Origin of the sequence: Streptomyces sp. MBT65 (genome assembly GCF_016612545.1) — a bacterium.
Classification (GTDB): domain Bacteria; phylum Actinomycetota; class Actinomycetes; order Streptomycetales; family Streptomycetaceae; genus Streptomyces.
The window spans coordinates 1-23551 of sequence record NZ_JAENRY010000156.1 but is presented as its reverse complement, the minus strand read 5'-3'; the positions used below and the strand labels follow the sequence as shown (position 1 = coordinate 23551).

The window sequence follows — 23551 nt, the reverse complement described above, 5'->3', positions numbered from 1 at the left end:
CTGCCCCGCGCCCTCCCCGGCGAAGCCCCCCGACTCCGTACCGGGCACCAGCCGCGCGAGCTCCGCACCCACACCCCAGGGCGTCTCGTCACCTACGGCGATATTGGCGACGGGGGCGAGGAGAGCGACGTAGGGCGCTTCGGTGAGGGGAGTGAAACCGTCTGCGCCGGTGACCGTGAGGGCACGACGGGCGGCGACGAGGCCGACGTCGACGCGCGTCACGTCCGGCGCGGGGGCGGGGGCTTCTTGCGCAACCGCCGGAGCGCCCGCAGAGCCGCTCCGCGCAATCCGCGCAGCGGAGGTCGCCCACCGGGCCAACCCCCGTACCCGTTCCGCCGCCTCGGCCAGGCGCTCCTCCGGCAGGTCGCCCGAGCGGACCGCCCCCACCAGCGCGTCCCGCAGTCGTCGTACCGTCTCGTCGTCCGCGAGGCCGCCGCCCACGCAGATCGCGTCGGCGCCGGCGGCTATCGCGAGGACGCTGCCGCGTTCGATGCCGTAGGTGGCGGCGATGGCCTGCATCTCCATGCCGTCGGTGACGATGAGGCCGTCGTAGTCGAGGCGGCCGCGGAGGAGGTCGGTCAGGACGCGGAGGGAGAGGGTGGCCGGGTGCTCCGGGTCCAGGGTGGGGACCAGGATGTGGGCGCTCATCACCGCACGGGTGCCGGCGGCGATGGCCGCGCGGAACGGGAGGAGTTCGCGCTCCTCCAGGACCGACTGCTCGGCGTCGATGCGCGGCAGCGCGTGGTGGGAGTCGACCGCCGTGTCCCCGTGGCCCGGGAAGTGTTTCGTGCAGGCCGCGACGCCCGCCGACTGGAGGCCGGAGACGTAGGCCGCCGTGTGCCGGGCGACCAACTCCGGGTCCGCGCCGAAGGATCGGACCCCGATGACCGGGTTGGAGGGGTTCGAGTTCACGTCCGCGGAGGGAGCCCAGTTCAGGTTCACGCCGCAGGCGGCGAGTCTGCGGCCCAGCTCGTGGGCCACCGCCCTCGTCAGGTCCACGTCGTCCACCGCGCCCAGCGCGTGGTTGCCGGGGAACGAGGAGCCCGTGCGGGCCTCCAGCCGGGTGACGTCGCCGCCCTCCTCGTCGATCGCGACCAGAACGTCGTCCCGTTCCGACCTCAACTGGGCAGTGAGAGCGGACAGTTGTTCCGGTGAGGCGATGTTGCGGCCGAACAGGCCGACGGACGCCAGGCCTTCACCGAGGCGCCGCAGCAGCCAGTCGGGGGCCGTGGTGCCGGGGAAGCCCGGTTGCAGGACGGTGAGGGCGTCGCGCGTCAGGGTGTCTGTACCGCTGGCGAGTGTCGTCATCGGTGGCGTTATCCCTTCACAGCGCCCGCGGTCAGCCCCGCGGCCATCTTGCGCTGGACGATGAGGAACAGGACGACGATCGGCACGGCCATCATCGTGGCGCCGGCCATCATCGGGGCGTACTCGGTGCCGTGCTTGGTGGTGAAGTTGCCGAGCCAGACGGTCGCCGTCTGGTGCTCCTGACTGAGCAGCATGAGGGCGTAGAGGTATTCGTTCCAGGCCTGGATGAAGCCGTAGACCGACGTCGCGACCATGCCGGGGGCCAGCAGCGGGAAGACCACGCGGATGAAGGCGCCGGTGCGGGAGCAGCCGTCGACCATGGCCGCCTCCTCCAGTTCCTTCGGGATGTTGACGATGAAGCCGCGCAGGGTCCACACCGTGAACGGCAGGATGAAGGTCAGATACGTGATGACCAGGCCCGAGAGCTTGTCGTACTGGTCGAGGTCGTTCAGCAGCAGGAAGACCGGGATGATCATCGAGACCAGCGGGACCATCTGGACCGCGAGGATGCCGACGATCACGATCTTGCGGCCGCGGAAGGCGAAGCGGGAGATGGCGAGCGCGGCCAGCAGGCCGACGACGACGCCGATCACGACCACCGACAGGGACACGATGAGGCTGCGGCCGACCGGGCCCCAGAAGTCGGCGATGTCCAGCGCCCGGCGGAAGTTGTCGAGCGTGATACCGGTGGGCAGCAGGCTCGGGTCCGGGTCGATGGCGTCCCGCGCCGGCTTGAACGCCGTGTCGAGCATCCAGTAGAGCGGGAAGCCGACGACGACGAACACGAGCAGGCCTACGAGGTTCCAGCCGAGCTTGGACTTCTTGCGCCCGCCGGTCGGTGTGCGGGGCGCATCGGTCGTGAGCGCGCTCATTCGACCTCTCCGATCTGAAGCATCTGACGCATGTAGACGGCGACGACACCGAGCAGCAGCACCACGGTGACCAGGGCGATCGCCGAGCCCTGCCCGTAGTCGTTGACGACGAACGCGCGGTCGTACGAGTAGGTGCTCAGGAGTTGGAAGTCGGCCTCCGGGTGGCCGCCGCGCATCACGAACACCTGGGGGAAGACGCCCATGTCCCAGATCACCGACAGGGTCGTGAGCATCACGATGATCGGCTTGAGGATGGGCAGGGTGACGTACCGGAAGACGCCCCACGCGCCGGCGCCGTCGAGGCGGGCCGCCTCCTCCAACTCCTGGGGGACCTGGGTGAGTCCGGCGCTGAGGGTGATCACCACGAAGGGCACCGCGCCCCACACCACCAGCAGCATGATGACGAGCAGGCCCTGCGGTCCGCTGGCGAACCAGTTGTGGCCGATCATGTCGACGCCGGGCAACTTGCTGAGCAGCGCGTTGAAGATGCCGTAGTCCGAGTCGAAGAGCCACTTGAAGACGGTGGTCGCGACGATGACCGGCATGCCCCAACTGGCCACCAGGACAATGTTGATGAGGGTCTTCATCCAGCCGGAGACCTTCTGCTGGAGCAGGGCGAGTGCCATGCCGGCGACCATCGTGAAGATGACCGACCCGGCCGCGAAGACGATCGTGCGGACGACGACGCCCCAGAACTCGCCGTCGCCGAGGACCCCGGAGAAGTTGTCGAAGCCGATCCACTCGGCGGGCTTGAAGCCCCACAGCTGGGACTGCCCGAAGGACTGGAAGGACAGCGTGACCAGCCGGACCAGCGGATAGCCCATGACCAGGCCGAGGATGAGCAGACAGGGGGCGAGCAGCAGCCAGGGAACCCCGGCGCCTCTCGCCGTCCGCCGTCTGCGGGGTGCGTCGGCGACGCGCGGTGGGGGCGCCTGCCGCGGCGGCGGCACCTTGGCATGGGTGGTCGTGTCGGCACTCATCACGCGCTCCTCGGCGATCCCTCAGGTCGTACGGCCGTACCTCGTACGGGAATTCGCACAGCTCGTGGAATCCGTACGAGACGCGGGGCCCTGCCCCGAGGACGCATATGGCGTCCAACAGGGCCCCGCGCTCAGGTCACTTGGTGTTGATGACCTTGTCGATCGCGGTGTCCGCGGCCTTCGCGGCGTCCGCCACCGACTGCTTGCCGGTGCCGATGTTCTGCAGCATGGTCTGAAGGACCTGGGCCTTCTCGACCTGGCCCCAGCCCGGCGCCATCGGCACGAACCAGTTGGACTCGGCCGCGGTGGCCGGGACCGCCGTCGCGGGGTCGGTCTTCAGCGTCGCGAGGTCGGTCTTGTTGTTCGGCAGGTTGCCCTTGGCCATCAGGCCCTTCTGGCCGGAGGGACCGGTGAAGGCGTTGATCCACTCGGCGGCGAGCGCCTGCGCCTTGGACTTGACCGGGACGGCCAGGTCCGAACCGCCCAGGAACACGGGCATGTTCTTGCCGGACGGGCCGGGCATCACGAAGTTGACGAGGTCGGTCTTCAGCTTGCCGCCGGTCTTGTCGTTCTTCGGGTCGGCGGCGGTCGCGCCCTCCCACGCGGCGGCGAAGATCATGGACGCCTTGCCCTGGCCGTAGACGATGTAACGGTCGGACTCGTCCTTGGTCTTGTCGCCGTGCATGTACTTGTCGATGACCGACTTCCACTCGGTGAGTCCCTTGATGGACTCGGGCGAGGAGAGGCTGGCCTTCCAGTCGCTGCCGGACTGGGTGGCGATGGCGCCGCCGGCGTCGTAGACGAAGGACATGGCCGCGTACCAGTCACGGGTGGGCTGGTACCAGGCGCTGAACTTGCTGCCTTCCTTCTTCTGGATCTTGTCCAGGTCGGCGGTCAGCTCGGTGTAGGTGGTCGGGGGCGTCTTCACGCCGACCGAAGCGGCGATGTCCGTACGCCAGTTGGCGACGCGGCCACCGGCGTAGTAGGGGACGCCGTAGGTCTTGCCGTCGTAGGTCACGGAGGCCTTGAGGCCGTCGAGCCAGGCGGAGGAGTTGGTGAACTTGGCAGGGTCGACGGGTGCGAAGGCGCCCTTGACCATGTAGCTCAGCATCTCGGTGTTGCCCATCTCGACCACGTCGGGGGCCTTGTCGGTGGCGAGGACCGCGTCGAGCTTGGTGTTCTTGTCCGGCCAGCCGTAGTACTCGTGCTTGATCTTGACGCCGGGGTGCGCCTTCTGCACGGCCGCGTCGGCTGCCTTCACCAGCTGGGGCCAGTTGTTCTGCGCGTCGACGGTGAGCCAGACGGTCAGCTCCTTGGCGTCGGCGCCACTGTTCGAAGAGCCCTTGTCGTCGTTGCCCCCGCACGCCGCGATGGAGACCATCATGCCCGCGATACCGATCGCGGCTATGAGCTTGCGCTTCACGCCACCCTCCTCAGGGATGCCTGCCACACCTCCCGCCCAAGGGCCGGGACCTGAACCAATGGTGTAGACCAGTACCGGGAGCTTGGACCAGACCAGTGGACCTGTCAAGGGCCCTCGAAACACCCCTGACCAGCCGTTATGGGACCTACATATGCAGGAACCTTTAAGTAAGAAGGCAGCGAAAACAGTCGCGCCGGAGTACTCTCCTCCACTAGACCACTTGGCGCTGTGGACTAGACCAAAAGCGGCGGCGACGGTATACAGAGGGGATCACCGAATGACCCTTGCCCGGAGCCGGAAAGGCGGAGCATGAGCACCGACGTCAGCAGTGCGGAGAACGAGGGTGGGGCCACCGTCCGCACCGCGCGTGTGCCGAAGTACTACCGCCTGAAGAAACACCTGCTGGACATGACGGAGACGTTGCCGCCCGGTACACCGGTCCCGCCGGAGCGCACCCTGGCGGCGGAGTTCGACACCTCGCGCACGACCGTCCGCCAGGCCCTTCAGGAACTGGTCGTCGAGGGCCGGCTGGAGCGCATCCAGGGCAAGGGCACGTTCGTCGCCAAGCCGAAGGTCTCGCAGGCCCTCCAACTCACCTCGTACACCGAGGACATGAGGGCCCAGGGCCTCGAACCCACCTCGCAGCTCCTGGACATCGGCTACATCACGGCCGACGACACCCTCGCCGACCTGCTCGACATCACCACCGGCGGCCGGGTCCTGCGCATCGAGCGCCTGCGCATGGCCAACGCCGAACCGATGGCCATCGAGACGACCCACCTCAGCGCGAAGCGCTTCCCCGCCCTGCGCAGGTCGCTGGTCAAGTACACATCCCTGTACACCGCGTTGGCCGAGGTCTACGACGTCCATCTCGCCGAGGCCGAGGAGACCATCGAGACCTCGCTGGCCACCCCGCGCGAGGCCGGCCTCCTCAGCACCGACGTCGGCCTCCCGATGCTGATGCTCTCCCGCCACTCCCTCGACAAGGAGGGCAAGCCGGTGGAGTGGGTGCGGTCGGTGTACCGGGGCGACCGGTACAAGTTCGTGGCGCGACTCAAGCGCCCACAGGACTAGGGGACTTACACAGTCACGCCCGTTGCTCTACGTTCCTCCCGTCGCCGCATGGACGGGAGGACTCCCCGGTGCGTACCGCGAACGTCCGAACCATCGTCGTCTGGACCCTCGTCGCGCTCGTCGCCGCGGCGGGCTGGTCCGTGCTCGCGCTGGCGCGGGGCGAGAACGTGTCGGCCGCCTGGATGGTCGCCGCCGCGCTCGGCTCGTACGCCATCGCCTACCGCTTCTACGCGAGGTTCATCGCGTACAAGGTCCTGAAGGTGGACGGCACCCGGGCCACCCCGGCCGAACGCCTCGACAACGGCATCGACTTCCACCCCACCGACCGCCGCGTCCTGTTGGGCCACCACTTCGCCGCGATCGCGGGCGCCGGACCGCTCGTCGGACCCGTACTGGCCGCGCAGATGGGCTACTTGCCCGGCACGATCTGGATCATCGTCGGCGTCATCTTCGCGGGCGCGGTCCAGGACATGGTGGTGCTGTTCTTCTCAACCCGTCGCGACGGCAAGTCACTTGGCCAGATGGCCCGCGAGGAGATCGGCCCCTTCGGCGGCGCCGCCGCGCTCCTCGCCACCTTCGCCATCATGATCATCCTGCTCGGCGTGCTGGCCCTGGTCGTCGTGAACGCGCTGGCCTCCTCCCCCTGGGGCACCTTCTCCATCGGTATGACGATCCCGATCGCCCTGCTGATGGGCTTCTATCTACGGGTACTTCGCCCCGGCCGGGTCTCCGAGGTCTCGCTGATCGGCGTGGCCCTGCTGCTGCTCGCCCTGGTCGCGGGCCGCTGGGTCGCCGAGTCGTCCTGGGCCGGCACCTTCACGCTCGCGCCCTCGACACTGGTGATCTGGCTGGTGGCGTACGGCTTCGTCGCCTCGATCCTCCCCGTCTGGACCCTGCTCGCCCCGCGCGACTACCTCTCCACCTTCATGAAGATCGGCACCATCGCCCTGCTGGCGATCGGGGTCGTCGTCGCCCTGCCCGACCTGCGGATGCCCGCCGTCACCGACTTCGCGAAACACGGCAACGGCCCGGTGTTCGCCGGCTCCCTCTTCCCCTTCGTCTTCATCACGATCGCCTGCGGCGCCCTGTCCGGCTTCCACTCGCTCATCTCCAGCGGTACGACCCCGAAGATGATCCAGAAGGAAACCCAGATCAGGATGATCGGCTACGGCGCGATGCTGATGGAGTCGTCCGTCGCCGTGATGGCCCTGGTCGCCGCGAGCATCATCGACCCGGGTCTCTACTTCGCGATGAACGCCCCTTCGGGCGCGATCGGCGCCACCGTGCAGAACGCCTCGCAGGTGGTGGGCAGTTGGGGCTACCACATCTCCCCCGCCGACCTCGCCCAGGCCGCGAAGAACGTCGACGAGGCGAGCCTGCTGTCCCGCACCGGCGGCGCGCCCACCCTCGCGGTCGGCGTCTCGGAGATCTTCTCCAAGGTCACCGGCGGGAGCCTACGCGCCTTCTGGTACCACTTCGCGATCATGTTCGAGGCACTGTTCATCCTGACCGCGCTGGACGCGGGCACACGGGTGGGCCGGTTCATGCTCCAGGACATGCTGGGGAACGTCCATCGGCCGTTCAGGAACGTGAGTTGGCGTCCGGGCCTGGTCCTGACGAGCGCGATCGTGTGCGCGCTGTGGGGCTACTTCCTCTGGGTCGGCGTGCACGAACCCCTCGGCGGGATCAACCAGCTCTTCCCGATCTTCGGCATCTCCAACCAGCTGCTGGCCGCCGTCGCGCTGGCCGTCTGCACCACCCTCCTGGTGAAGTCCGGCCGCCTCAAGTGGGCCTGGATCACCGGGATTCCACTCGCCTGGGACGCGACGGTCACGCTCACCGCGAGCTGGCAGAAGGTCTTCTCCAGCGACCCGAAGGTCGGCTTCTTCAAGCAACGGTCCGTGTTCCAGGACGCGATCGACGCGGGCAAGGTGCTGCCGCCCGCCAAGTCGATGGACGACATGCACACCGTCGTCACCAACTCCACGGTGGACGGGGTGGTTTCGGCCATTCTCGCGGTGCTGGTCGTGGTCGTGATCGCGGACGCCCTTCGCGTCTGCGTTCGACACGTCCGCCGCCCCGCGCTCTCCACGCTGAGCGAGACGCCGTACGTCGAGTCGAACATCACGGCACCGGCCGGGCTGCTCCCGACCCGGGAGGAGAAGGAGGAGGCACGTGATGTGGTCGGTGCTCAGGCGGGCGACTAGCGGAGTGCGTTGGTACGTCCGCGAGTTGACCGACGAGTCGGCCTACGACCGGTATGTCGCGCACGTACGCCGGGACCATCCGGACGCGGAGGTGCCGAGCCGCCGCGACTTCGAACGCATGCGGTCGGACCGTCAGGAGGCCGATCCACGCCAGGGCTTCCGCTGCTGCTGAACCCGCTTTTGACACCGATGTCAGGCTTTCACCGAATCGACATGACGATATGCGGACGGGGTCTTTCGCTTCGGCGATTCCGTGACCTACATTGCCTGCGCGTTACACAGGTGATCTGCGAGGGGACGGACCGCGAAATGTCAGATGTGCCGGAAGTTCCGCCCGAAGTGGCCGCACCGGTGGTGACCCCGGTCCGCGTCGTCATCGCGGTGTGCCTGTTCGCACCCTTCGTGGCGCTGCTCTGGGTCGGCTCCTACACCAAGACGGACCCCACGTTCATCGGCATCCCGTTCTTCTACTGGTACCAGATGCTCTGGGTGCTGATCTCGACGGCGCTGACGATGACCGCCTACAAGCTGTGGCAGCGCGACCAGCGGGCCCGCCATGGAGGTAACCGGTGAACGACGGCGTGAACGGCGTCGCACTCGCCGTCTTCATCTTCTTCTTCCTGGCCGTCACGGTCCTGGGCTTCCTGGCCGCACGCTGGCGCCGGGCCGACAACGAACACAGCCTCGACGAATGGGGCCTGGGCGGACGGTCGTTCGGCACCTGGGTCACCTGGTTCCTGCTCGGCGGCGACCTCTACACCGCGTATACGTTCGTCGCCGTCCCGGCGGCGGTGTACGCGGCGGGCGCGGCCGGCTTCTTCGCGGTGCCGTACACGATCCTCGTGTACCCGCTGATCTTCCTGTTCCTGCCCCGCCTCTGGTCGGTGTCGCACAAGCACGGATACGTGACGACGTCCGACTTCGTGCGCGGCCGCTTCGGCTCGAAGAGCCTGTCGCTGGCGGTGGCGGTCACCGGCATCCTCGCGACCATGCCGTACATCGCGCTCCAACTGGTCGGCATCCAGGCCGTGTTGGACGTCATGGGCGTGGGCGGCAGCGCGAACTCCAACTGGTTCGTGAAGGACCTGCCGCTGCTGATCGCGTTCGCCGTGCTCGCCGCGTACACCTACTCGTCCGGCCTCCGCGCGCCCGCGCTGATCGCGTTCGTGAAGGACGGCCTGATCTACATCGTGATCACGGTGGCGATCATCTACATCCCGATCAAGCTCGGCGGCTTCGACGACATCTTCAGCGCGGCGGGAGCCAAGTTCAAGGCGGCGGGTGCGGGCGGGCTCGTACCGGCCCCGGCGGGCCAATGGACGTACGCCACACTGGCGTTGGGCTCGGCGCTGGCCCTGTTCATGTACCCCCACTCGATCACGGCGACGCTGTCCTCCAAGAGCCGCAACGTGATCCGCCGCAACACCACGATCCTGCCCCTGTATTCACTGATGCTGGGCCTGCTCGCGCTGCTCGGCTTCATGGCGATCGCGGCCGGAGTCAAGGTCACCAACGGGCAGTTGGCGATCCCGCAGCTCTTCGAGAACATGTTCCCGGACTGGTTCGCGGGCGTGGCCTTCGCGGCGATCGGCATCGGCGCGCTCGTCCCAGCGGCGATCATGTCCATCGCGGCGGCGAACCTCTTCACCCGCAACATCTACAAGGACTTCATCAACCCGGACGCGACCCCGGCCCAGGAGACCAAGGTCTCCAAGATCGTCTCGCTGCTGGTGAAGGTCGGCGCCCTGGCCTTCGTCCTGACGATGGACAAGACGGTGGCGATCAACTTCCAGCTCCTGGGCGGCATCTGGATCCTCCAGACCTTCCCGTCCCTGGTCGGCGGCCTCTTCACCCGCTGGTTCCACCGTTGGGCCCTCCTCGCCGGCTGGGCGGTCGGCATGCTCTACGGCACCCTCGCGGCGTACGGGGTCGCCTCGCCGACCCAGGATCACTTCGGCGGCTCGTCCAAGGAGATCCCCGGCATCGGCGAGATCGGCTACATCGGCCTGACGGCGTTCGTCCTGAACGTCGTGGTCACGGTGGTCCTGACCTTCGTACTGAAGGCCCTGAAGGCCCCGGAGGGCGTGGACGAGACGAACCCCGCGGACTACACGGCGGACGCGGGCGACCCGGGGGTGAAGGAGGAGCTCCCGGTGATCGCCGGTCACTGATCCCCCGCGACCAGCCACGACGAACCCGCAGCGGGCCGCCGACAGCGAGAAAACCGGCGGCCCGTTGTCGTACCCCTCCGGCACACTCGCTCCCATGGACATCGTGATCCGGCAAGCCCGCCCCGACGAGTACGAACCCCTCGGCACCCTCACCGCCCACGCCTACCTGGACGACGGCCTCCTCGACTACGGCGAGGCCGACCCGTACCTCCCCGTGCTGAAGGACGTGGCAGGCCGAGCCGCCGCCGCAGAGGTCCTCGTCGCCGTGGAGGGCGACCATCTCCTCGGCGGAGTCACCTTCGTCGCCGGCCCCGGCCCCGTCGCCGACATAGCCCGCCCCGGCGAGGCGGAGATCCGCGCACTGGCGATCGCCCGCGCCGCCCGCGGCCGCGGTGCCGGAGAGGCTCTCGTCCGCGCCTGCCTCGACCGCGCCCGAGCCACGGAGGGCTGCACAGCCGTGGTCCTGTCGACCCAGTCCTCCATGCACGCGGCCCATCGCATCTACGAACGTCTGGGTTTCGTCCGCACACCCGACCGGGACTGGAATCCCGTGCCACACCTGGACGATCTCACTCTGCTCACCTACCAGCTGACGCTCTGAAACCACCGCGACACAACATCTGGTGGTGGCGTGACGGGCGAGCACAAGATGTATGCTCGTGCTCGCTGTCGCCGCAGGGGAATCCGGTGCGAATCCGGAACTGTCCCGCAACGGTGTACTTGCGTGCATATGCACGCCTGGTCAGTCCGAGGACCTGCCGACGGCGCGCGCCCGGCCACCCGGTCAGGGCGTATGACGTCCGGGCCTCGTGGAGTGGGCCGGTGGACGCGACGCCCCGTGCTCGCGAGCTGCCGCCTGCCCTCCGCAAGGCCCCGTGCCGAGCGAGGGAGAGCCCCACCGTGACCATCGCGCCAGCAGAGCCGGCATCAGCGACCCAGGCGAACGAGGCGACCGCGGCGACCGTGACCGGACCCGGAACCGACGTTCCCGGAACGGCCGTTCAGGACGCCGACGGCCCCGGTACCGCGATCCTGCGGACCCTGACCGAGCTGACCGCCGACCTTCCCGACGCCGACCCCGGCCGGGTCGCCGCCGCCACGTTGCGCGGCCGGTCCGCGCGCGCGGACGTGACGGAACTGCGCGAACTGGCCACGGAGGCCGCCGCCGGTCTCATCTCCGAGGACCCCGTCTACTCCCGGCTCGCCGCCCGGCTGCTGACGATCAGCATCGCCGCCGAGGCCGCCTCGCAGGGCGTCACGACGTTCACCGAGTCCGTCGCCGTGGGCCACCGCGAGGGCCTCATCGCGGACCGCACCGCCGAGTTCGCGAGGCTGCACGCGGCCCGCCTCGACGCGCTGATCGACACGGAGGCCGACGACCGCTTCGGCTACTTCGGCCTGCGCACCCTGCACAGCCGCTACCTGCTCCGCCACCCGATCACCCGCAAGGTCATCGAGACCCCCCAGCACTTCATGCTGCGCGTGGCGAGCGGTCTGGCCGAGGACGACTCGACCCGCGCGCTCGACGAAGTCGCCGCGCTCTACCGCCTGATGAGCCGCCTCGACTACCTCCCCTCCTCCCCCACGCTCTTCAACTCCGGTACCCGGCACCCCCAGATGTCGTCCTGCTACCTCCTCGACTCCCCGCTGGACGAGCTGGACTCCATCTACGACCGCTACCACCAGGTCGCCCGTCTCTCGAAGCATGCCGGCGGCATCGGACTGTCGTACTCCCGCATCCGCAGCCGCGGTTCGCTGATCCGGGGCACGAACGGGCACTCCAACGGCATCGTCCCGTTCCTGAAGACGCTGGACGCCTCGGTCGCCGCGGTGAACCAGGGCGGCCGACGCAAGGGCGCGGCCGCGGTGTACCTGGAGACCTGGCACTCCGACATCGAGGAGTTCCTGGAGCTGCGGGACAACACCGGTGAGGACGCCCGCCGTACGCACAACCTGAACCTGGCGCACTGGATCCCGGACGAGTTCATGCGCCGGGTGAACGAGAACGGCATCTGGTCGCTGTTCTCCCCCGCCGACGTGCCCGAGCTGGTCGACCTGTGGGGCGACGAGTTCGACGCGGCCTACCGCAAGGCCGAGGCGCAGGGCCTCGCCAAGAAGACCATCCCGGCCCGTGACCTCTACGGCCGCATGATGCGCACCCTCGCGCAGACCGGCAACGGCTGGATGACCTTCAAGGACGCGGCCAACCGCACCGCCAACCAGACGGCCGAGCCGGGCCACACCGTCCACTCCTCGAACCTCTGCACGGAGATCCTGGAGGTCACGGACGACGGCGAGACGGCGGTCTGCAACCTGGGCTCGGTGAACCTGGGCGCGTTCGTGGTCGAGGGTGACATCGACTGGGAGCGGCTGGACGAGACCGTCCGCACCGCCGTCACCTTCCTCGACCGTGTCGTGGACATCAACTTCTACCCGACCGAGCAGGCGGGCCGTTCCAACGCCCGCTGGCGCCCGGTGGGTCTGGGCGCTATGGGCCTCCAGGACGTCTTCTTCAAACTCCGCGTCCCCTTCGACTCCCCGCAGGCGCAGGCCCTTTCGACCCGGATCGCCGAGCGCATCATGCTCGCCGCGTACGAGGCCTCCGCCGACCTCGCCGAGCGCAACGGCCCGCTCCCGGCCTGGGAGAAGACCCGTACGGCGAAGGGTGTTCTGCACCCCGACCACTACGACGTGGAGCTGACCTGGCCGGAGCGCTGGGCGGCCCTGCGGGAACGTATCGCCCGAGTCGGCATGCGCAACAGCCTGTTGCTGGCGATCGCGCCCACCGCCACCATCGCGTCCATCGCGGGCGTCTACGAGTGCATCGAGCCGCAGGTCTCGAACCTCTTCAAGCGCGAGACGCTGTCCGGCGAGTTCCTCCAGGTCAACTCCTACCTGGTGAACGAGCTGAAGCAGCTCGGCGTGTGGGACGCCCGCACCCGGGAGGCCCTGCGGGACGCCAACGGCTCGGTGCAGGAGTTCAGTTGGATCCCGGCCGAGGTCCGTGCCCTGTACCGCACGGCCTGGGAGATCCCGCAGCGCGGTCTGATCGACATGGCCGCCGCCCGCACCCCGTTCCTGGACCAGTCCCAGTCCCTGAACCTGTTCCTGGAGACGCCGACGATCGGCAAGCTCTCCTCGATGTACGCGTACGCCTGGAAGCAGGGCCTGAAGACGACGTACTACCTGCGCTCCCGCCCGGCGACCCGCATCGCCCGCGCGGCCCAGGCCCAACCCACCGTCCCCGTACAGCAGTCGACGCCCGACGAAGACGCGGTCGCCTGCTCCCTTGAGAACCCCGAGTCCTGCGAGGCCTGCCAGTAATGACCACCGAAGCCAAGAACCTTCTCGACCCGGGCTTCGAGCTGACCCTCCGCCCCATGCGCTACCCGGACTTCTACGAGCGCTACCGGGACGCGATCAAGAACACCTGGACCGTCGAGGAGGTCGACCTCCACTCGGACGTCGCCGACCTCGCGAAGCTGACGCCGGGTGAGCAGCACATGATCGGCCGGCTGGTCGCGTTCTTCGCGACGGGCGACTCGATCGTGGCGAACAACCTCGTGCTGACCCTGTACAAGCACATCAACTCCCCCGAGGCGCGGCTCTACTTGAGCCGCCAGCTCTTCGAGGAGGCGGTGCACGTCCAGTTCTACTTGACGCTCCTCGACACCTACCTCCCTGACCCGGCGGACCGGGCGGCCGCCTTCGACGCGGTGGAGAACATCCCCTCCATCCGCGAGAAGGCCGAGTTCTGCTTCAAGTGGATCAACGAGGTCGAGAAGCTCGACAGCCTCCAGACCCAGGCCGACCGCCGCCGCTTCCTCCTCAACCTGATCTGCTTCGCCGCGTGCATCGAAGGTCTCTTCTTCTACGGCGCGTTCGCGTACGTCTACTGGTTCCGCAGCCGGGGTCTCCTGCACGGTCTGGCCACCGGCACCAACTGGGTGTTCCGCGACGAGACCATGCACATGAGCTTCGCGTTCGAGGTCGTCGACACCGTCCGCAAGGAGGAGCCGGAGCTCTTCGACGACCGACTCCAGCAGGAGGTGACCGACATGCTGCGCGAAGCCGTCGAGGCGGAGCTGCAGTTCGGGCGCGACCTGTGCGGTGAGGGTCTGCCGGGCATGAACACCGACTCGATGCGCCAGTACCTGGAGTGCGTCGCGGACCAGCGCCTCCAGCGACTGGGCTTCGCGCCGGTCTACGGCTCCGAGAACCCCTTCTCCTTCATGGAGTTGCAGGGTGTCCAGGAGCTGACCAACTTCTTCGAGCGCCGCCCGTCGGCGTACCAAGTGGCGGTGGAGGGCACGGTCGACCTGGACGAGGACTTCTAGGTCCCCGGCGGACGGTCGCCCAGAAGGCACCCGAGCCCCTTTATCTGCCTCTTACTTCGCGGACGGCCCATGGAGCTTCCATGGGCCGTCCATGGAGTTTCTATGGGGCGGCAAAGTTCTTGAGGGGTATCTGTTCGCGGTCGTGCCGCCCCGGCTACGTTCTGCCCGTCCTGTCCATGCCATGCACAACGGCATCACAGAGCGCCCTTCAGAACGTTCCAAGTGTCATGCCCATGACGACGTTCAACGCCGCCGCTACGCGCGTCACAGGCCTGCCACCACGCCGAGGAACCCCACTCCAATCGACTCGACGGAGGCAGTACCCCCATGCGTGAGAAGCCCAGACGAAGCCTGCGAAGACTGCTGAGCGCCGCCATACCCGCCCTCGCCCTGAGCGTCTTCGGCCTGGTGGCCGCTACGCCCGCCGGTGCGCAGACGGTCCCCCACGCCACCACCCAGTCCGCCCAGGTCTCCAAGGTCACCCAGAACTCCAAGGCCCTGACGTCCCCCGCGGCCCAGGCCGTCCACGCGACCGGCAAGGCCGGCCAGAAGGTGCCGACCGAGCACCTGTGCGCCGCCGCGACCCCCGGTCACGTGTCCTGCTTCGCCCAGCGGCGCACCGACATCAAGCAGAAGCTGGCCGCCGCCGTGCACGCGGACGCCGCGGCCGCGGTCTCCGGGCTCAGCCCGGCCAACCTGCACAGCGCGTACGCGCTCCCCTCGACCGGCGGCTCCGGCCTGACGGTCGCGGTGGTCGACGCGTACAACGACCCCAACGCGGCCTCGGACCTGGCCACTTACCGCTCCAACTTCGGCCTGTCGGCCTGCACGGTGGCCAGCGGCTGCTTCAAGCAGGTCAGCCAGACCGGCTCGACCACGTCCCTGCCGTCCAACGACACCGGCTGGGCGGGCGAGGAAGCGCTCGACATCGACATGGTCAGCGCGGTCTGCCCGAACTGCAACATCATCCTGGTGGAGGCCAATTCGGCCACCGACTCCGACCTCGGCACCGCCGAGAACGAGGCCGTCGCCCTGGGCGCGAAGTTCGTCTCCAACAGCTGGGGCGGCTCCGAGTCCTCCTCGCAGACCTCCGAGGACACCTCGTACTTCAAGCACCCGGGCGTCGCGATCACCGTCTCCTCCGGCGACGAGGCCTACGGCGCCGAGTACCCGGCAACGTCCCAGTACGTGACGGCAGTCGGCGGCACCGCGCTGTCGACCTCCTCCAACACCCGCGGCTGGACCGAGTCCGTGTGGAAGACCAGCAGCACCGAGGGCGGCGGCTCCGGCTGCTCCGCCTACGACGCGAAGCCGAGCTGGCAGACCGACACGGGCTGCACCAAGCGCATGGAGGCCGACGTCTCCGCCGTCGCCGACCCCGCCACCGGCGTGGCCGTCTACGACACCTACGGCGGCTCCGGCTGGGCGGTCTACGGCGGCACCAGCGCCTCGTCCCCGATCATCGCGGGCGTCTACGCGCTGGCCGGCACCCCGGGCACCAGCGACTACCCGGCGAAGTACCCCTACTCCCACACCGGCAACCTGTACGACGTCACGAGCGGCAACAACGGCACCTGCTCGACCTCGTACTTCTGCACCGCGGGCACCGGCTACGACGGCCCGACCGGCTGGGGCACCCCGGACGGCACCGCCGCCTTCACCTCCGGCACCACCACGGGCAACACGGTGACCGTCACCAACCCGGGCAGCCAGTCCACCGCGACCGGTTCCACGGCCAGCCTCCAGATCTCGGCCACCGACAGCGCGAGCGCGACCCTCACCTACAGCGCGAGCGGACTGCCGACCGGTCTGTCGATCAGCAGCTCGACCGGGCTGATCTCCGGCACCGCGTCCACCGCCGGCACCTACGCCGTGACGGTGACCGCGACCGACTCCACCGGCGCCTCCGGCTCGGCCTCCTTCACCTGGACGGTCAGCACCTCCGGCGGCGGCTCCTGCACCTCGACCCAGCTCCTGGGCAACGCGGGCTTCGAGTCCGGCAACACCACTTGGACCGCGAGCAGCGGGGTCATCACCAACTCCAGCAGCGAGGCGGCCCGCACCGGCTCCTACAAGGCCTGGCTCGACGGCTACGGCTCGACCCACACCGACACGCTGTCCCAGTCGGTGACGGTCCCGAGCGGCTGCACGGCCACCACCTTCACCTTCTACCTGCACGTCGACACCGCGGAGACCAGCACCAGCACGGCGTACGACAAGCTGACGGTCACCGCCGGATCGACCACCCTGGCCACCTACTCCAACCTCAACGCGGCCACCGGGTACGTCGCGAAGTCCTTCAGCCTGTCGGCCTTCGCCGGCACCACGGTCACCCTGAAGTTCAGCGGAGTCGAGGACTCCTCGCTCCAGACCAGCTTCGTCGTCGACGACACCGCCGTCACGACCGGCTGACCTCCTCATGAGCTGAGCCCCGGCCGTCTCGCAGCGGTCGGGGCTCTGTCATGTCCACGAATACTTCACAGTTCACGGGGGATCCGGATACGACCGAGACACGTCAAAGGGACAAAGGAGGCCCCCCATGCGCCGATCGATTCTCGGTCCGTCCCTCGCCGTCGCCACCCTGGCACTGGCCCTCACGGGCTGCGGCGGCACGAAGTCCGACACCGGCAGCGGCAGTGTGTCGCCGGCCCCGTCCCGGTCCCCCGCACCGAGCAAGAGCCACGCGGCCTGTACGGCGAAGGAGACGCTCGCCGCCACCGACAGCAACGGCACGTTCTGTCTGACCACCGGCAACACCATGCGGATCCTGCTGGACGGCACGACCACCCGGCCCTGGGCGCCGGTCAAAACGGTGGGCAGCGGCCTGAAGGCCACCAACAGCGGGATCCTGATCCGGCCCGGCGACGCGAGCAACGCGTACGAGGCGGTCTCGGCCGGGACCGTGAAGCTCAGCTCGTCCCGGCCGCTGTGTGCGACCGCTCCGCACAAGATCTCGTGCAAGGGCATTCAGGAATGGTCGGTCACCGTCGTGGTGTCGACGTCATGAGCCGGTGAGCGGTCCGGATCTGCCGGTCGACGCGGCGGTCGTGCGCGATGCCGAGCAGCGACGGGAAGGTCACGGCCAGGATGATGCCGGCGACGGACAGGAGGGCGATGAGGTTGTCCATGGCTGTATTCATGGACATGAGTCTCGTCCACTTAGCTCCTTACCGTGAGTGGCAGGACTGCCGTACACCCTCGATTTACTGCCACTCAGGGCGCACACTGGCCGCATGCTGAGAAATGTGGCCGTCGTCCTGCTCGACGGAGTCCATCCCTTCGAACTCGGCGTCGTCTGCGAGGTGTTCGGCCTCGACCGCAGCGACGAGGGCCTGCCCGTCTACGACTTCGCCGTCGCCTCGGCCGAGGGGCCGACGCTCTCCACCCACGCGGGCTTCTCGCTGGCCGTCCGACACGGGCTGGAGCGGCTGGAGAGCGCGGACCTGATCGCCGTACCGGCCGGTGCGACCTACGCGGCGCGGGAGTACCCGGAGGAGTTGCTCGACGCGCTGCGGCGGGCCGTGGACCGGGGCGCCCGGGTGCTCAGTGTCTGCTCGGGGGTTTTCGTGCTGGCCGCCGCCGGGCTGCTGGACGGGCGGCGGTGCGCGGTGCACTGGCACCACGCGGAGCTGCTCGCCGAGCGGTATCCGAAGATCCTCGTGGAGCCGGACGTGCTCTACGTCGACGCGGACCCGGTGATCACCTCGGCCGGCACCGCGGCCGGCATCGACGCCTGTCTGCACCTCGTGCGCAAGGAGCAGGGGCCGGAGGTCGCCAACGCGATCGCCCGGCGGATGGTCGTGCCGCCGCACCGCGACGGCGGACAGGCCCAGTACATCGAACGGCCGCTGCCGCGCTCGCAGTGCGACACGGTGGGCGAGGTGCTGGTGTGGATGGCGGAGCACCTCGACCAGGAGGTCACCGTCGAACAGCTCGCCGCCCGTGCCCTGATGTCGCCGCGGACCTTCGCCCGCCGCTTCCAGCAGGAGACCGGGACCACGCCGTACCGCTGGATCCTGCGTCAACGGGTGCTGCTGGCACAGCAGTTGCTGGAGGGGACGGACGAGACGATGGACACGATCGCCTGGCGCGCCGGCTTCGGCACCGCACCCGCCCTGCGCCATCAGTTCGTCCGCGCCCTGGGTACCACCCCGAACGCCTACCGGCGCACGTTCAGGGGCCCGGAAGCCGCCTGAACGTACGCCCGTCACCTCACCTGGGCACGGGCCTGAGCAGCAGCCGGTGCGGGCGCAGCGTGATGCCGACGCGGGTGGTGTCGTTCGAGCCGGACACCTGCTCGAAGCGGTACTTCGTCGCCACCGCGGCCGTGACCAGGCTCAGTTGGGCCATCGAGAAGTGGTCACTGGGACACTTCCGGTTGCCGTTGCTGAACGGGCTCATGGCGAACTTCGGTACGTCCTTGGACCGTTCGGGAAGCCAGCGGTCGGGGTCGAACTCCAGGTTGTGCGCATACGAACGCGCGTCGCGCTGGATCGCGTACGGGCTGTAGATGATGTCGGCCCCGGCCGGAATCCGATAGCCGCCCAGTTCGGTGTCGGCGACCGCCCGTCGCGTCAATATCCATACGGCGGGGCGCAGCCGCATCGCCTCGACGACGACATTGTTGGTGTGGCTCAGCTTGCGGACGTCGTCGAATGCCACCGGACGCCCACCCGTCACGGTCTGGACCTCTTCGTGCACCTTGTCGCCGTGTTCCGGGTGTTCGCTGAGGACCTGGAGCAGCCACATGATCGTGGACGCGATTGTTTCGCTTCCAGGGGTGAGGATCGCGACGACCTGGTCGTGGATCTCCTGTTCCCCGATCGGGTCGCCATTGTCGTCCGTGGCCTCCAGCAAGGCGGTCAGCAAATCGTCCGGCTTTTGACCAGATGCCCGGCGTTCGGCCACGATCTCGTCGACCAGGAGATGCAAATCGGCCAGCGCCCGGTTGAATTCGCGGTTGGCCGGAAGGGGCAGCCGGTAGAGCGGTCCGGCCGGTACCACCATCCGCCGGTACATGCCCCGGAAGACGGTGGCGAGCGCGACGCACAGCCGCTCGGCGCGCTCGTCCATGAAGTCGCCGCGCAGCAGACAGCGGGCCGCGATCCGCACGGCGACCCGGAAGGACTCGGAGGTGCAGTCGATCGTCCCGCCGTGCCGCCAGCGTTCGGTGAGCGCGTGCGCCTCCTCCTCCATGATCGGGCCGTAGGCGGGGATCGCGTCGAGCTTGAACGCGGGCTGGATGATGCGCCGTTGACGCCGGTGGGTGGGTCCGTTGGCGGTGGCCACCCCTTCCTTCCCGAGCAGTCCCTCCAGGGACTCCCACAGCGGGCCCGCGATGATGTAGTCGGGATCCAGCGCCATGGCGCCCGTGAGGGCCGGCGCGGTGACGGCGTAGACCGTCTTGGGACCGAGGCGGAGCCGGACGACCTCGCCGTGGTCCCGGAGTTGGGCCATGAAGGCCAGCGGGTCACGGACCAGCTTCCAGCCGTGGCCGAGCAGCGGGACCCCGCCGCCCGCGAGGGGCGGCTCCAGCAGCTCCGGCGCCCCGGGGGGAGCGGGCTTCACGGACTCGACGGTCATTTCTCACCTGCCGCTTCGTTGTTGACGTACGGGGGTGTGGACCGGTCGTCCCAGCTGTCGACCCGGTAACGGCCGGACTCGTGGTGGAACCAGTAGACGGTGCTGAACCAGTTCCGCATATTGCCGAGGCAGGTCCGCACGGTGGCGCTCAGTTCCATTCCGTGCACGGTGCCGTCGTCGAGCCGGTCGGCGAGACATAAGGTCTCCTGTTCCGCGTCGAGGAAATCGGCTATGCATTCCTCGATACGGCGCCGCAGTTCGGCGACGGATTCCTCGAGAGTCAGCCCCTCGTGCTTGATGAGACTGATCCCGAGATTGTGTACCTCGTCGCCCGCGATTTCCTTGGGCAGCGAACAGAGGTCGTTGTACCAGGCGGCGAATTCCTGACTGAGCAGCGCCGCCCGCCGATATCCCGGGTGTTTCCTCACACTGTCCGGGAGTTCGAGCCCCGCACTCGCCTCCAGCAGATCGGTCCAGATCCAGTGGGCGAAGGTGAGCCGGCGCAGTGCGAGATATTCCTCGACCGTGGGGACGGTCCCCTCGGTGCGATTGCGGAATTCACGGTCGTAGGCCTCGATGACCGCGTGGAAGTGCCGGGCGAACCGCGCGTTCCAGGTGTCGGGGAGGAACGAGTAGATCCGCATCATGCTGTCGGCGAACCCCGCGACCAGGGGATCCGGGTGGAGCAGATGGTGCCTGGGTGAATCCAGTGCAGCATGCAACCGGAACCTCAACCGCCGCCAGGCGTCCGGCCGTTCGTGCACGATGTCCCGGTCGTGGCGGTCGTCCCAGACGAAGAACCACGCGCTGTAGTCCGCTATCGCCTGGAGCACCTCGTCCGGTGCGCCCAAGTAGTACCCGGCCATCAGGTCCGTGTAGCAAAGACCGTCGGCATATTCCCTTACCTTGTCCGCCGGCATGAGGCGCTTTTCCAGCAGCCAGACGCGAGTCTTCTCCTGGAGCCTCGGCCAATACGGATGCAGTTGCCGGGGAAACGCCGCCTCGATCGCCGGGAGAGAGAGCGACGGTGGAACCGTGATCGCCGTCGTTACCGTTGCCGTCGTCGATGTGGTGCTGTGTGAGAAAGCAGGCACGAACAAACCCCTCTCAGCCGCCAGTTGCGCACGCCCCTCCCGCTGTGCCGGGCGTGCGCCGTTGCGTATCCCCGCACTTCCCATTCAGCACCACAACTGACCGTTCTGGGAACGGATTTGCTCCCTTCACTACCCCCAAGTGCCGAGAATCCCCCCTTGCGTGACCGATTCTGGATCACTAGACGAACGAAAACGATCGAATGTGCGAGGGACAGACGAACGGCGCCTGGTCAGGGAGGTGCACCTGAACAGACGCCGTACGGAAGGGGGTGGTGATCGTCTCTGGGACTCGGTGGTCGACTCAGTCGTTGGCGACCACGGGGTAGCGGGGCTCGTTCTCGGCCATCTGCCGCAGGGCGTCCTTGCGGTCGCGCTTGGAGAGCCGGTCGATGTAGAGGTAGCCGTAGAGGTGATCGGTCTCGTGCTGCAAACACCGTGCGAAGTAGCCGGTGCCGCGGACCTTGATCGGGTTGCCCTGCTCGTCCTGCCCGGTCACCTCGGCGTAGTCGGGCCGTGCGAGCGGCGCGTACGCGGTGGGCACGGACAGGCACCCCTCGTTGCTCTCGTCCAGGTGCCGCTTCTCCGCCGGCAGGTCGACGAGCTTGGGATTGCAGACGACACCGACGTGCCGCTTGCCCTCGTCGTCCATGCAGTCGTAGACGAAGACCTTCAGGTCGACGCCGACCTGGTTGGCGGCGAGACCGACGCCCTCGGCGGTCCGCTGCGAGGCGAACATGTCCGCCACCAGTGTGTCCAGCTCCGCGCCGAACTCGGTGACGTCCTTGCACTCCTTGTGCAGCACCGGATTCCCGACGACCGTGATCGCCCGCGAGACCCCCCGCTCCCGCCAGGCCGCCTCACGCTCCTCGGTCCCCTCGGTGTCGACGACAAACCCGTCGTCATCCACGGGAAGCACGCCCACGTGCTGCTGATCGGTGTCCTGCTGCGCCATGACGGACGTAAGCCTTCCTAGGTAGAACGGGGGGAGATGTTGCAGACACAGGGTACGTGGATGCCCTTTAGGGGCGCGGGGCTGTGCATATCTGCGGCTCCGCCGCGGGGCGCACCTAGCGACAACGAACCCGCAGCGGAAAGCAGTCCTCAGCAGACCTCTTCCAGATCCCGCCAGTCCCGAGAATCAGGGCTGTCGGCAACCCACCCGTCCAACAGCCCTCGGACGAGCGACGCCGGGGCCGCAAGCCCACACTCCCGCTCCGGCACCCACAGCTGCCCATCCGTCCGATGCCCCAACGGCCCTGGATGCCCCGGCTCACTGTGATCATGAGGATCAAGATGCTCCCCGTCACCCTCATCGGACGGCATCCGGGACTCCGAGCACATCCGACACAGCAACCGCACCGAAGACGACCAGTCCTCCGCCGCGAACCCCGCATCCGCCGCCAACTGCTCCAACGCGTCCCGGTCGGCCTCGGCCGCGGCCTCCAGCAGCACCACCCACGTAGGCACAGGAGACGGCGCCCACAACTCGATCTCGTCGAACACGGGGTACGAGTGCCCGGCAGCCGTCGTCCGCTCTCCGTGCGGCACCCCGTCGTGCAGCACGACCTCACCCCACCGCCGCCCGGACGAGGGCAGCGGAATCGACAGCACCTCGATCCGCGCCGGATCCAGCCGCCGCCCCCACACCACCTCGGCCTCGCCCTCGGGAGACAGCCGTACGGCCGCGCTGCCGAGGTCCATGCCGGCCGGCTCACCCGCACCGGTGACCCCGCCCGGCACCCGCAGCCCGTACGCCTGCCAGGCCCGCCGGGCCAGCGGCCAGTCCTGCAGCGCGGTGGCCGCGATGCCCACGTTCCACCAGTCGGGCGCCCCGGCCTCCCGCTCCAGCAGCGCGACGGCCCGCAGCCCGGCCGCCCGGGCCTGCTCCCAGTCGTGCCGGAACTTGTGCAACAGGGCGAGGTTGAACCACGACTCGGACAGCCAGGGCTCCAGATCGGCGGCCCGTGTCAGCAGCGCGCCCGCGTCCTCGTACCGACCGTCGCCGATCAGCGTGAACGCGCGGTCGGTGGCCTGCCGCCAGGAGGCGGAGGGCCGGTGCCGTCCCTTGCCGAAGATCCTCACGATTCCCGCCTGCCAGTTCCGTTCAGTGGGCTGGCCACGCCCCCGGACACCCTCTTCTTCGCATCCAACCACGTACGGCTGGGAGGCCGCTCATTACCCATGGGTTACCCAGCCGAAGGCAAGGTCAGACAGTCCCGGGACAGTACCCGGGCCAGTGCTTCCACGACCTCGGGAGCGTAGTCCCCGGCGGTCCCCAGCCGCAGCTCCTCCAGCGCGCGGAGAGGCCCGCCGGGGCCGCCTGCCCGGGTTTTCTCCTCGTACGCGTTCACGGCCCGGACGATCCGCGCGGAGAGCGGCTGCTCCCGGCACGGGTCGGCCTGCCGCTCCACGACGGCCGCCACCTGAGGACTCACCCCGGTCTGCCGTACGACGGCCCCGCCGAGCAGCGGCGGATAGCGCTGCTCGGCGGGGCCGTCGTAC

At 68.5% G+C, this 23551-nt stretch carries 20 protein-coding genes, 1 pseudogene and 1 riboswitch; of the genes and pseudogenes, 11 read left to right on the top strand and 10 right to left on the bottom strand.

Annotated features, from left to right (window positions below):
• The 4 genes from JHN63_RS30765 to JHN63_RS30750 form a co-directional block, all read right to left on the bottom strand.
• The coding region (locus JHN63_RS30765; protein ID WP_200686776.1) for a glycoside hydrolase family 3 protein at positions 1-1308 on the bottom strand (1308 nt) is incomplete at its 3' end.
• An 8-nt stretch (positions 1309-1316) separates the two neighbouring features.
• Entirely contained in the window at positions 1317-2180 is an 864-nt protein-coding gene (locus JHN63_RS30760; RefSeq protein ID WP_200686774.1) for a carbohydrate ABC transporter permease, read from the bottom strand.
• Positions 2177-3163 (bottom strand): carbohydrate ABC transporter permease, encoded by a 987-nt coding sequence (locus JHN63_RS30755; protein WP_200686772.1) that lies wholly within the window; start codon positions 3161-3163, stop codon positions 2177-2179. Before JHN63_RS30755 ends, JHN63_RS30760 begins: the two co-directional genes overlap by 4 nt.
• A 133-nt stretch (positions 3164-3296) precedes the next feature.
• Complete coding sequence (locus tag JHN63_RS30750; RefSeq protein ID WP_200686770.1) at positions 3297-4583, bottom strand: extracellular solute-binding protein; 1287 nt, start codon at positions 4581-4583, stop codon at positions 3297-3299.
• Between the two features lie 309 nt (positions 4584-4892).
• Here JHN63_RS30750 and JHN63_RS30745 point away from each other — a divergent pair, with 309 nt between their 5' ends.
• From JHN63_RS30745 to JHN63_RS30700, 10 genes are all read left to right on the top strand, one after another.
• Positions 4893-5657, top strand: a complete 765-nt coding sequence (locus JHN63_RS30745) for a GntR family transcriptional regulator (protein WP_019072168.1) — start codon at positions 4893-4895, stop codon at positions 5655-5657.
• 68 nt (positions 5658-5725) lie between these two features.
• Complete coding sequence (locus JHN63_RS30740; RefSeq protein WP_200686768.1) at positions 5726-7864, top strand: carbon starvation CstA family protein; 2139 nt, start codon at positions 5726-5728, stop codon at positions 7862-7864.
• A complete protein-coding gene (locus JHN63_RS30735; RefSeq protein WP_200686766.1) occupies positions 7836-8036 on the top strand; it encodes a YbdD/YjiX family protein in 201 nt (66 codons plus the stop codon). Before JHN63_RS30740 ends, JHN63_RS30735 begins: the two co-directional genes overlap by 29 nt.
• A 137-nt stretch (positions 8037-8173) precedes the next feature.
• A complete protein-coding gene (locus tag JHN63_RS30730) occupies positions 8174-8437 on the top strand; it encodes a DUF3311 domain-containing protein (RefSeq protein WP_200686764.1) in 264 nt (87 codons plus the stop codon).
• The gene (gene mctP, locus JHN63_RS30725) at positions 8434-10035 is read left to right on the top strand and encodes a monocarboxylate uptake permease MctP (protein ID WP_200686762.1); all 1602 of its coding nucleotides are present in this window, start codon (positions 8434-8436) and stop codon (positions 10033-10035) included. The genes JHN63_RS30730 and mctP overlap by 4 nt, the downstream gene beginning before the upstream one ends.
• A 94-nt stretch (positions 10036-10129) precedes the next feature.
• A complete protein-coding gene (locus tag JHN63_RS30720) occupies positions 10130-10636 on the top strand; it encodes a GNAT family N-acetyltransferase (protein ID WP_200686760.1) in 507 nt (168 codons plus the stop codon).
• Positions 10637-10675: 39 nt separating this feature from the next.
• Positions 10676-10813: riboswitch (cobalamin riboswitch) on the top strand.
• Between the two features lie 122 nt (positions 10814-10935).
• Positions 10936-13359, top strand: a complete 2424-nt coding sequence (locus JHN63_RS30715) for a ribonucleoside-diphosphate reductase subunit alpha (protein WP_374222957.1) — start codon at positions 10936-10938, stop codon at positions 13357-13359.
• A complete protein-coding gene (locus JHN63_RS30710; protein WP_200686758.1) occupies positions 13359-14372 on the top strand; it encodes a ribonucleotide-diphosphate reductase subunit beta in 1014 nt (337 codons plus the stop codon). The genes JHN63_RS30715 and JHN63_RS30710 overlap by 1 nt, the downstream gene beginning before the upstream one ends.
• A 327-nt stretch (positions 14373-14699) precedes the next feature.
• Complete coding sequence (locus tag JHN63_RS30705; protein WP_200686756.1) at positions 14700-16784, top strand: putative Ig domain-containing protein; 2085 nt, start codon at positions 14700-14702, stop codon at positions 16782-16784.
• Between the two features lie 127 nt (positions 16785-16911).
• Positions 16912-17379, top strand: a complete 468-nt coding sequence (locus JHN63_RS30700) for a hypothetical protein (RefSeq protein ID WP_200686754.1) — start codon at positions 16912-16914, stop codon at positions 17377-17379.
• On the opposite strand, the gene JHN63_RS30695 is transcribed toward JHN63_RS30700, so the two are convergent.
• Entirely contained in the window at positions 17354-17512 is a 159-nt protein-coding gene (locus tag JHN63_RS30695) for a hypothetical protein (RefSeq protein WP_200686780.1), read from the bottom strand. The two genes, JHN63_RS30700 and JHN63_RS30695, sit on opposite strands and share 26 nt — an antisense overlap.
• A gap of 93 nt (positions 17513-17605) precedes the next feature.
• On the opposite strand from JHN63_RS30695, the gene JHN63_RS30690 reads away from it, so the two are divergent.
• On the top strand, positions 17606-18568 hold the full coding sequence (locus JHN63_RS30690; RefSeq protein ID WP_200686753.1) for a GlxA family transcriptional regulator: 963 nt from the start codon (positions 17606-17608) through the stop codon (positions 18566-18568).
• Between the two features lie 16 nt (positions 18569-18584).
• Here the strand turns inward: JHN63_RS30690 and JHN63_RS30685 are convergent, their stop codons facing one another.
• The 5 genes and pseudogenes from JHN63_RS30685 to JHN63_RS30665 all read right to left on the bottom strand — a co-directional run.
• Positions 18585-19955 carry a cytochrome P450 gene (locus JHN63_RS30685; RefSeq protein ID WP_200686751.1) on the bottom strand — a complete coding sequence of 457 codons (1371 nt, stop codon included), beginning with the start codon at positions 19953-19955 and terminating at the stop codon, positions 18585-18587.
• Entirely contained in the window at positions 19952-21049 is a 1098-nt protein-coding gene (cyc1, locus tag JHN63_RS30680) for an epi-isozizaene synthase (RefSeq protein WP_200686749.1), read from the bottom strand. Before cyc1 ends, JHN63_RS30685 begins: the two co-directional genes overlap by 4 nt.
• A 301-nt stretch (positions 21050-21350) precedes the next feature.
• Positions 21351-22001 (bottom strand): peptide deformylase, encoded by a 651-nt coding sequence (gene def / locus JHN63_RS30675; RefSeq protein WP_200686747.1) that lies wholly within the window; start codon positions 21999-22001, stop codon positions 21351-21353.
• Positions 22002-22150: 149 nt separating this feature from the next.
• Entirely contained in the window at positions 22151-23131 is a 981-nt protein-coding gene (locus JHN63_RS30670; RefSeq protein WP_200686745.1) for a hypothetical protein, read from the bottom strand.
• 104 nt (positions 23132-23235) lie between these two features.
• A pseudogene (locus tag JHN63_RS30665) lies at positions 23236-23551 on the bottom strand (metal-dependent phosphohydrolase); the annotation flags it as partial.

Coding starts and splice junctions, on each gene's coding strand:
- JHN63_RS30705 (WP_200686756.1), top strand. CDS start 14,700: ATGCGTGAGAAGCCCAGACGAAGCCTGCGAAGACTGCTGAGCGCCGCC.
- JHN63_RS30695 (WP_200686780.1), bottom strand. CDS start 17,512: ATGAATACAGCCATGGACAACCTCATCGCCCTCCTGTCCGTCGCCGGC.
- JHN63_RS30735 (WP_200686766.1), top strand. CDS start 7,836: ATGTGGTCGGTGCTCAGGCGGGCGACTAGCGGAGTGCGTTGGTACGTC.
- JHN63_RS30710 (WP_200686758.1), top strand. CDS start 13,359: ATGACCACCGAAGCCAAGAACCTTCTCGACCCGGGCTTCGAGCTGACC.
- def (WP_200686747.1), bottom strand. CDS start 22,001: ATGGCGCAGCAGGACACCGATCAGCAGCACGTGGGCGTGCTTCCCGTG.
- JHN63_RS30685 (WP_200686751.1), bottom strand. CDS start 19,955: ATGACCGTCGAGTCCGTGAAGCCCGCTCCCCCCGGGGCGCCGGAGCTG.
- JHN63_RS30730 (WP_200686764.1), top strand. CDS start 8,174: ATGTCAGATGTGCCGGAAGTTCCGCCCGAAGTGGCCGCACCGGTGGTG.
- JHN63_RS30745 (WP_019072168.1), top strand. CDS start 4,893: ATGAGCACCGACGTCAGCAGTGCGGAGAACGAGGGTGGGGCCACCGTC.
- JHN63_RS30700 (WP_200686754.1), top strand. CDS start 16,912: ATGCGCCGATCGATTCTCGGTCCGTCCCTCGCCGTCGCCACCCTGGCA.
- JHN63_RS30720 (WP_200686760.1), top strand. CDS start 10,130: ATGGACATCGTGATCCGGCAAGCCCGCCCCGACGAGTACGAACCCCTC.
- JHN63_RS30760 (WP_200686774.1), bottom strand. CDS start 2,180: ATGAGCGCGCTCACGACCGATGCGCCCCGCACACCGACCGGCGGGCGC.
- JHN63_RS30690 (WP_200686753.1), top strand. CDS start 17,606: ATGCTGAGAAATGTGGCCGTCGTCCTGCTCGACGGAGTCCATCCCTTC.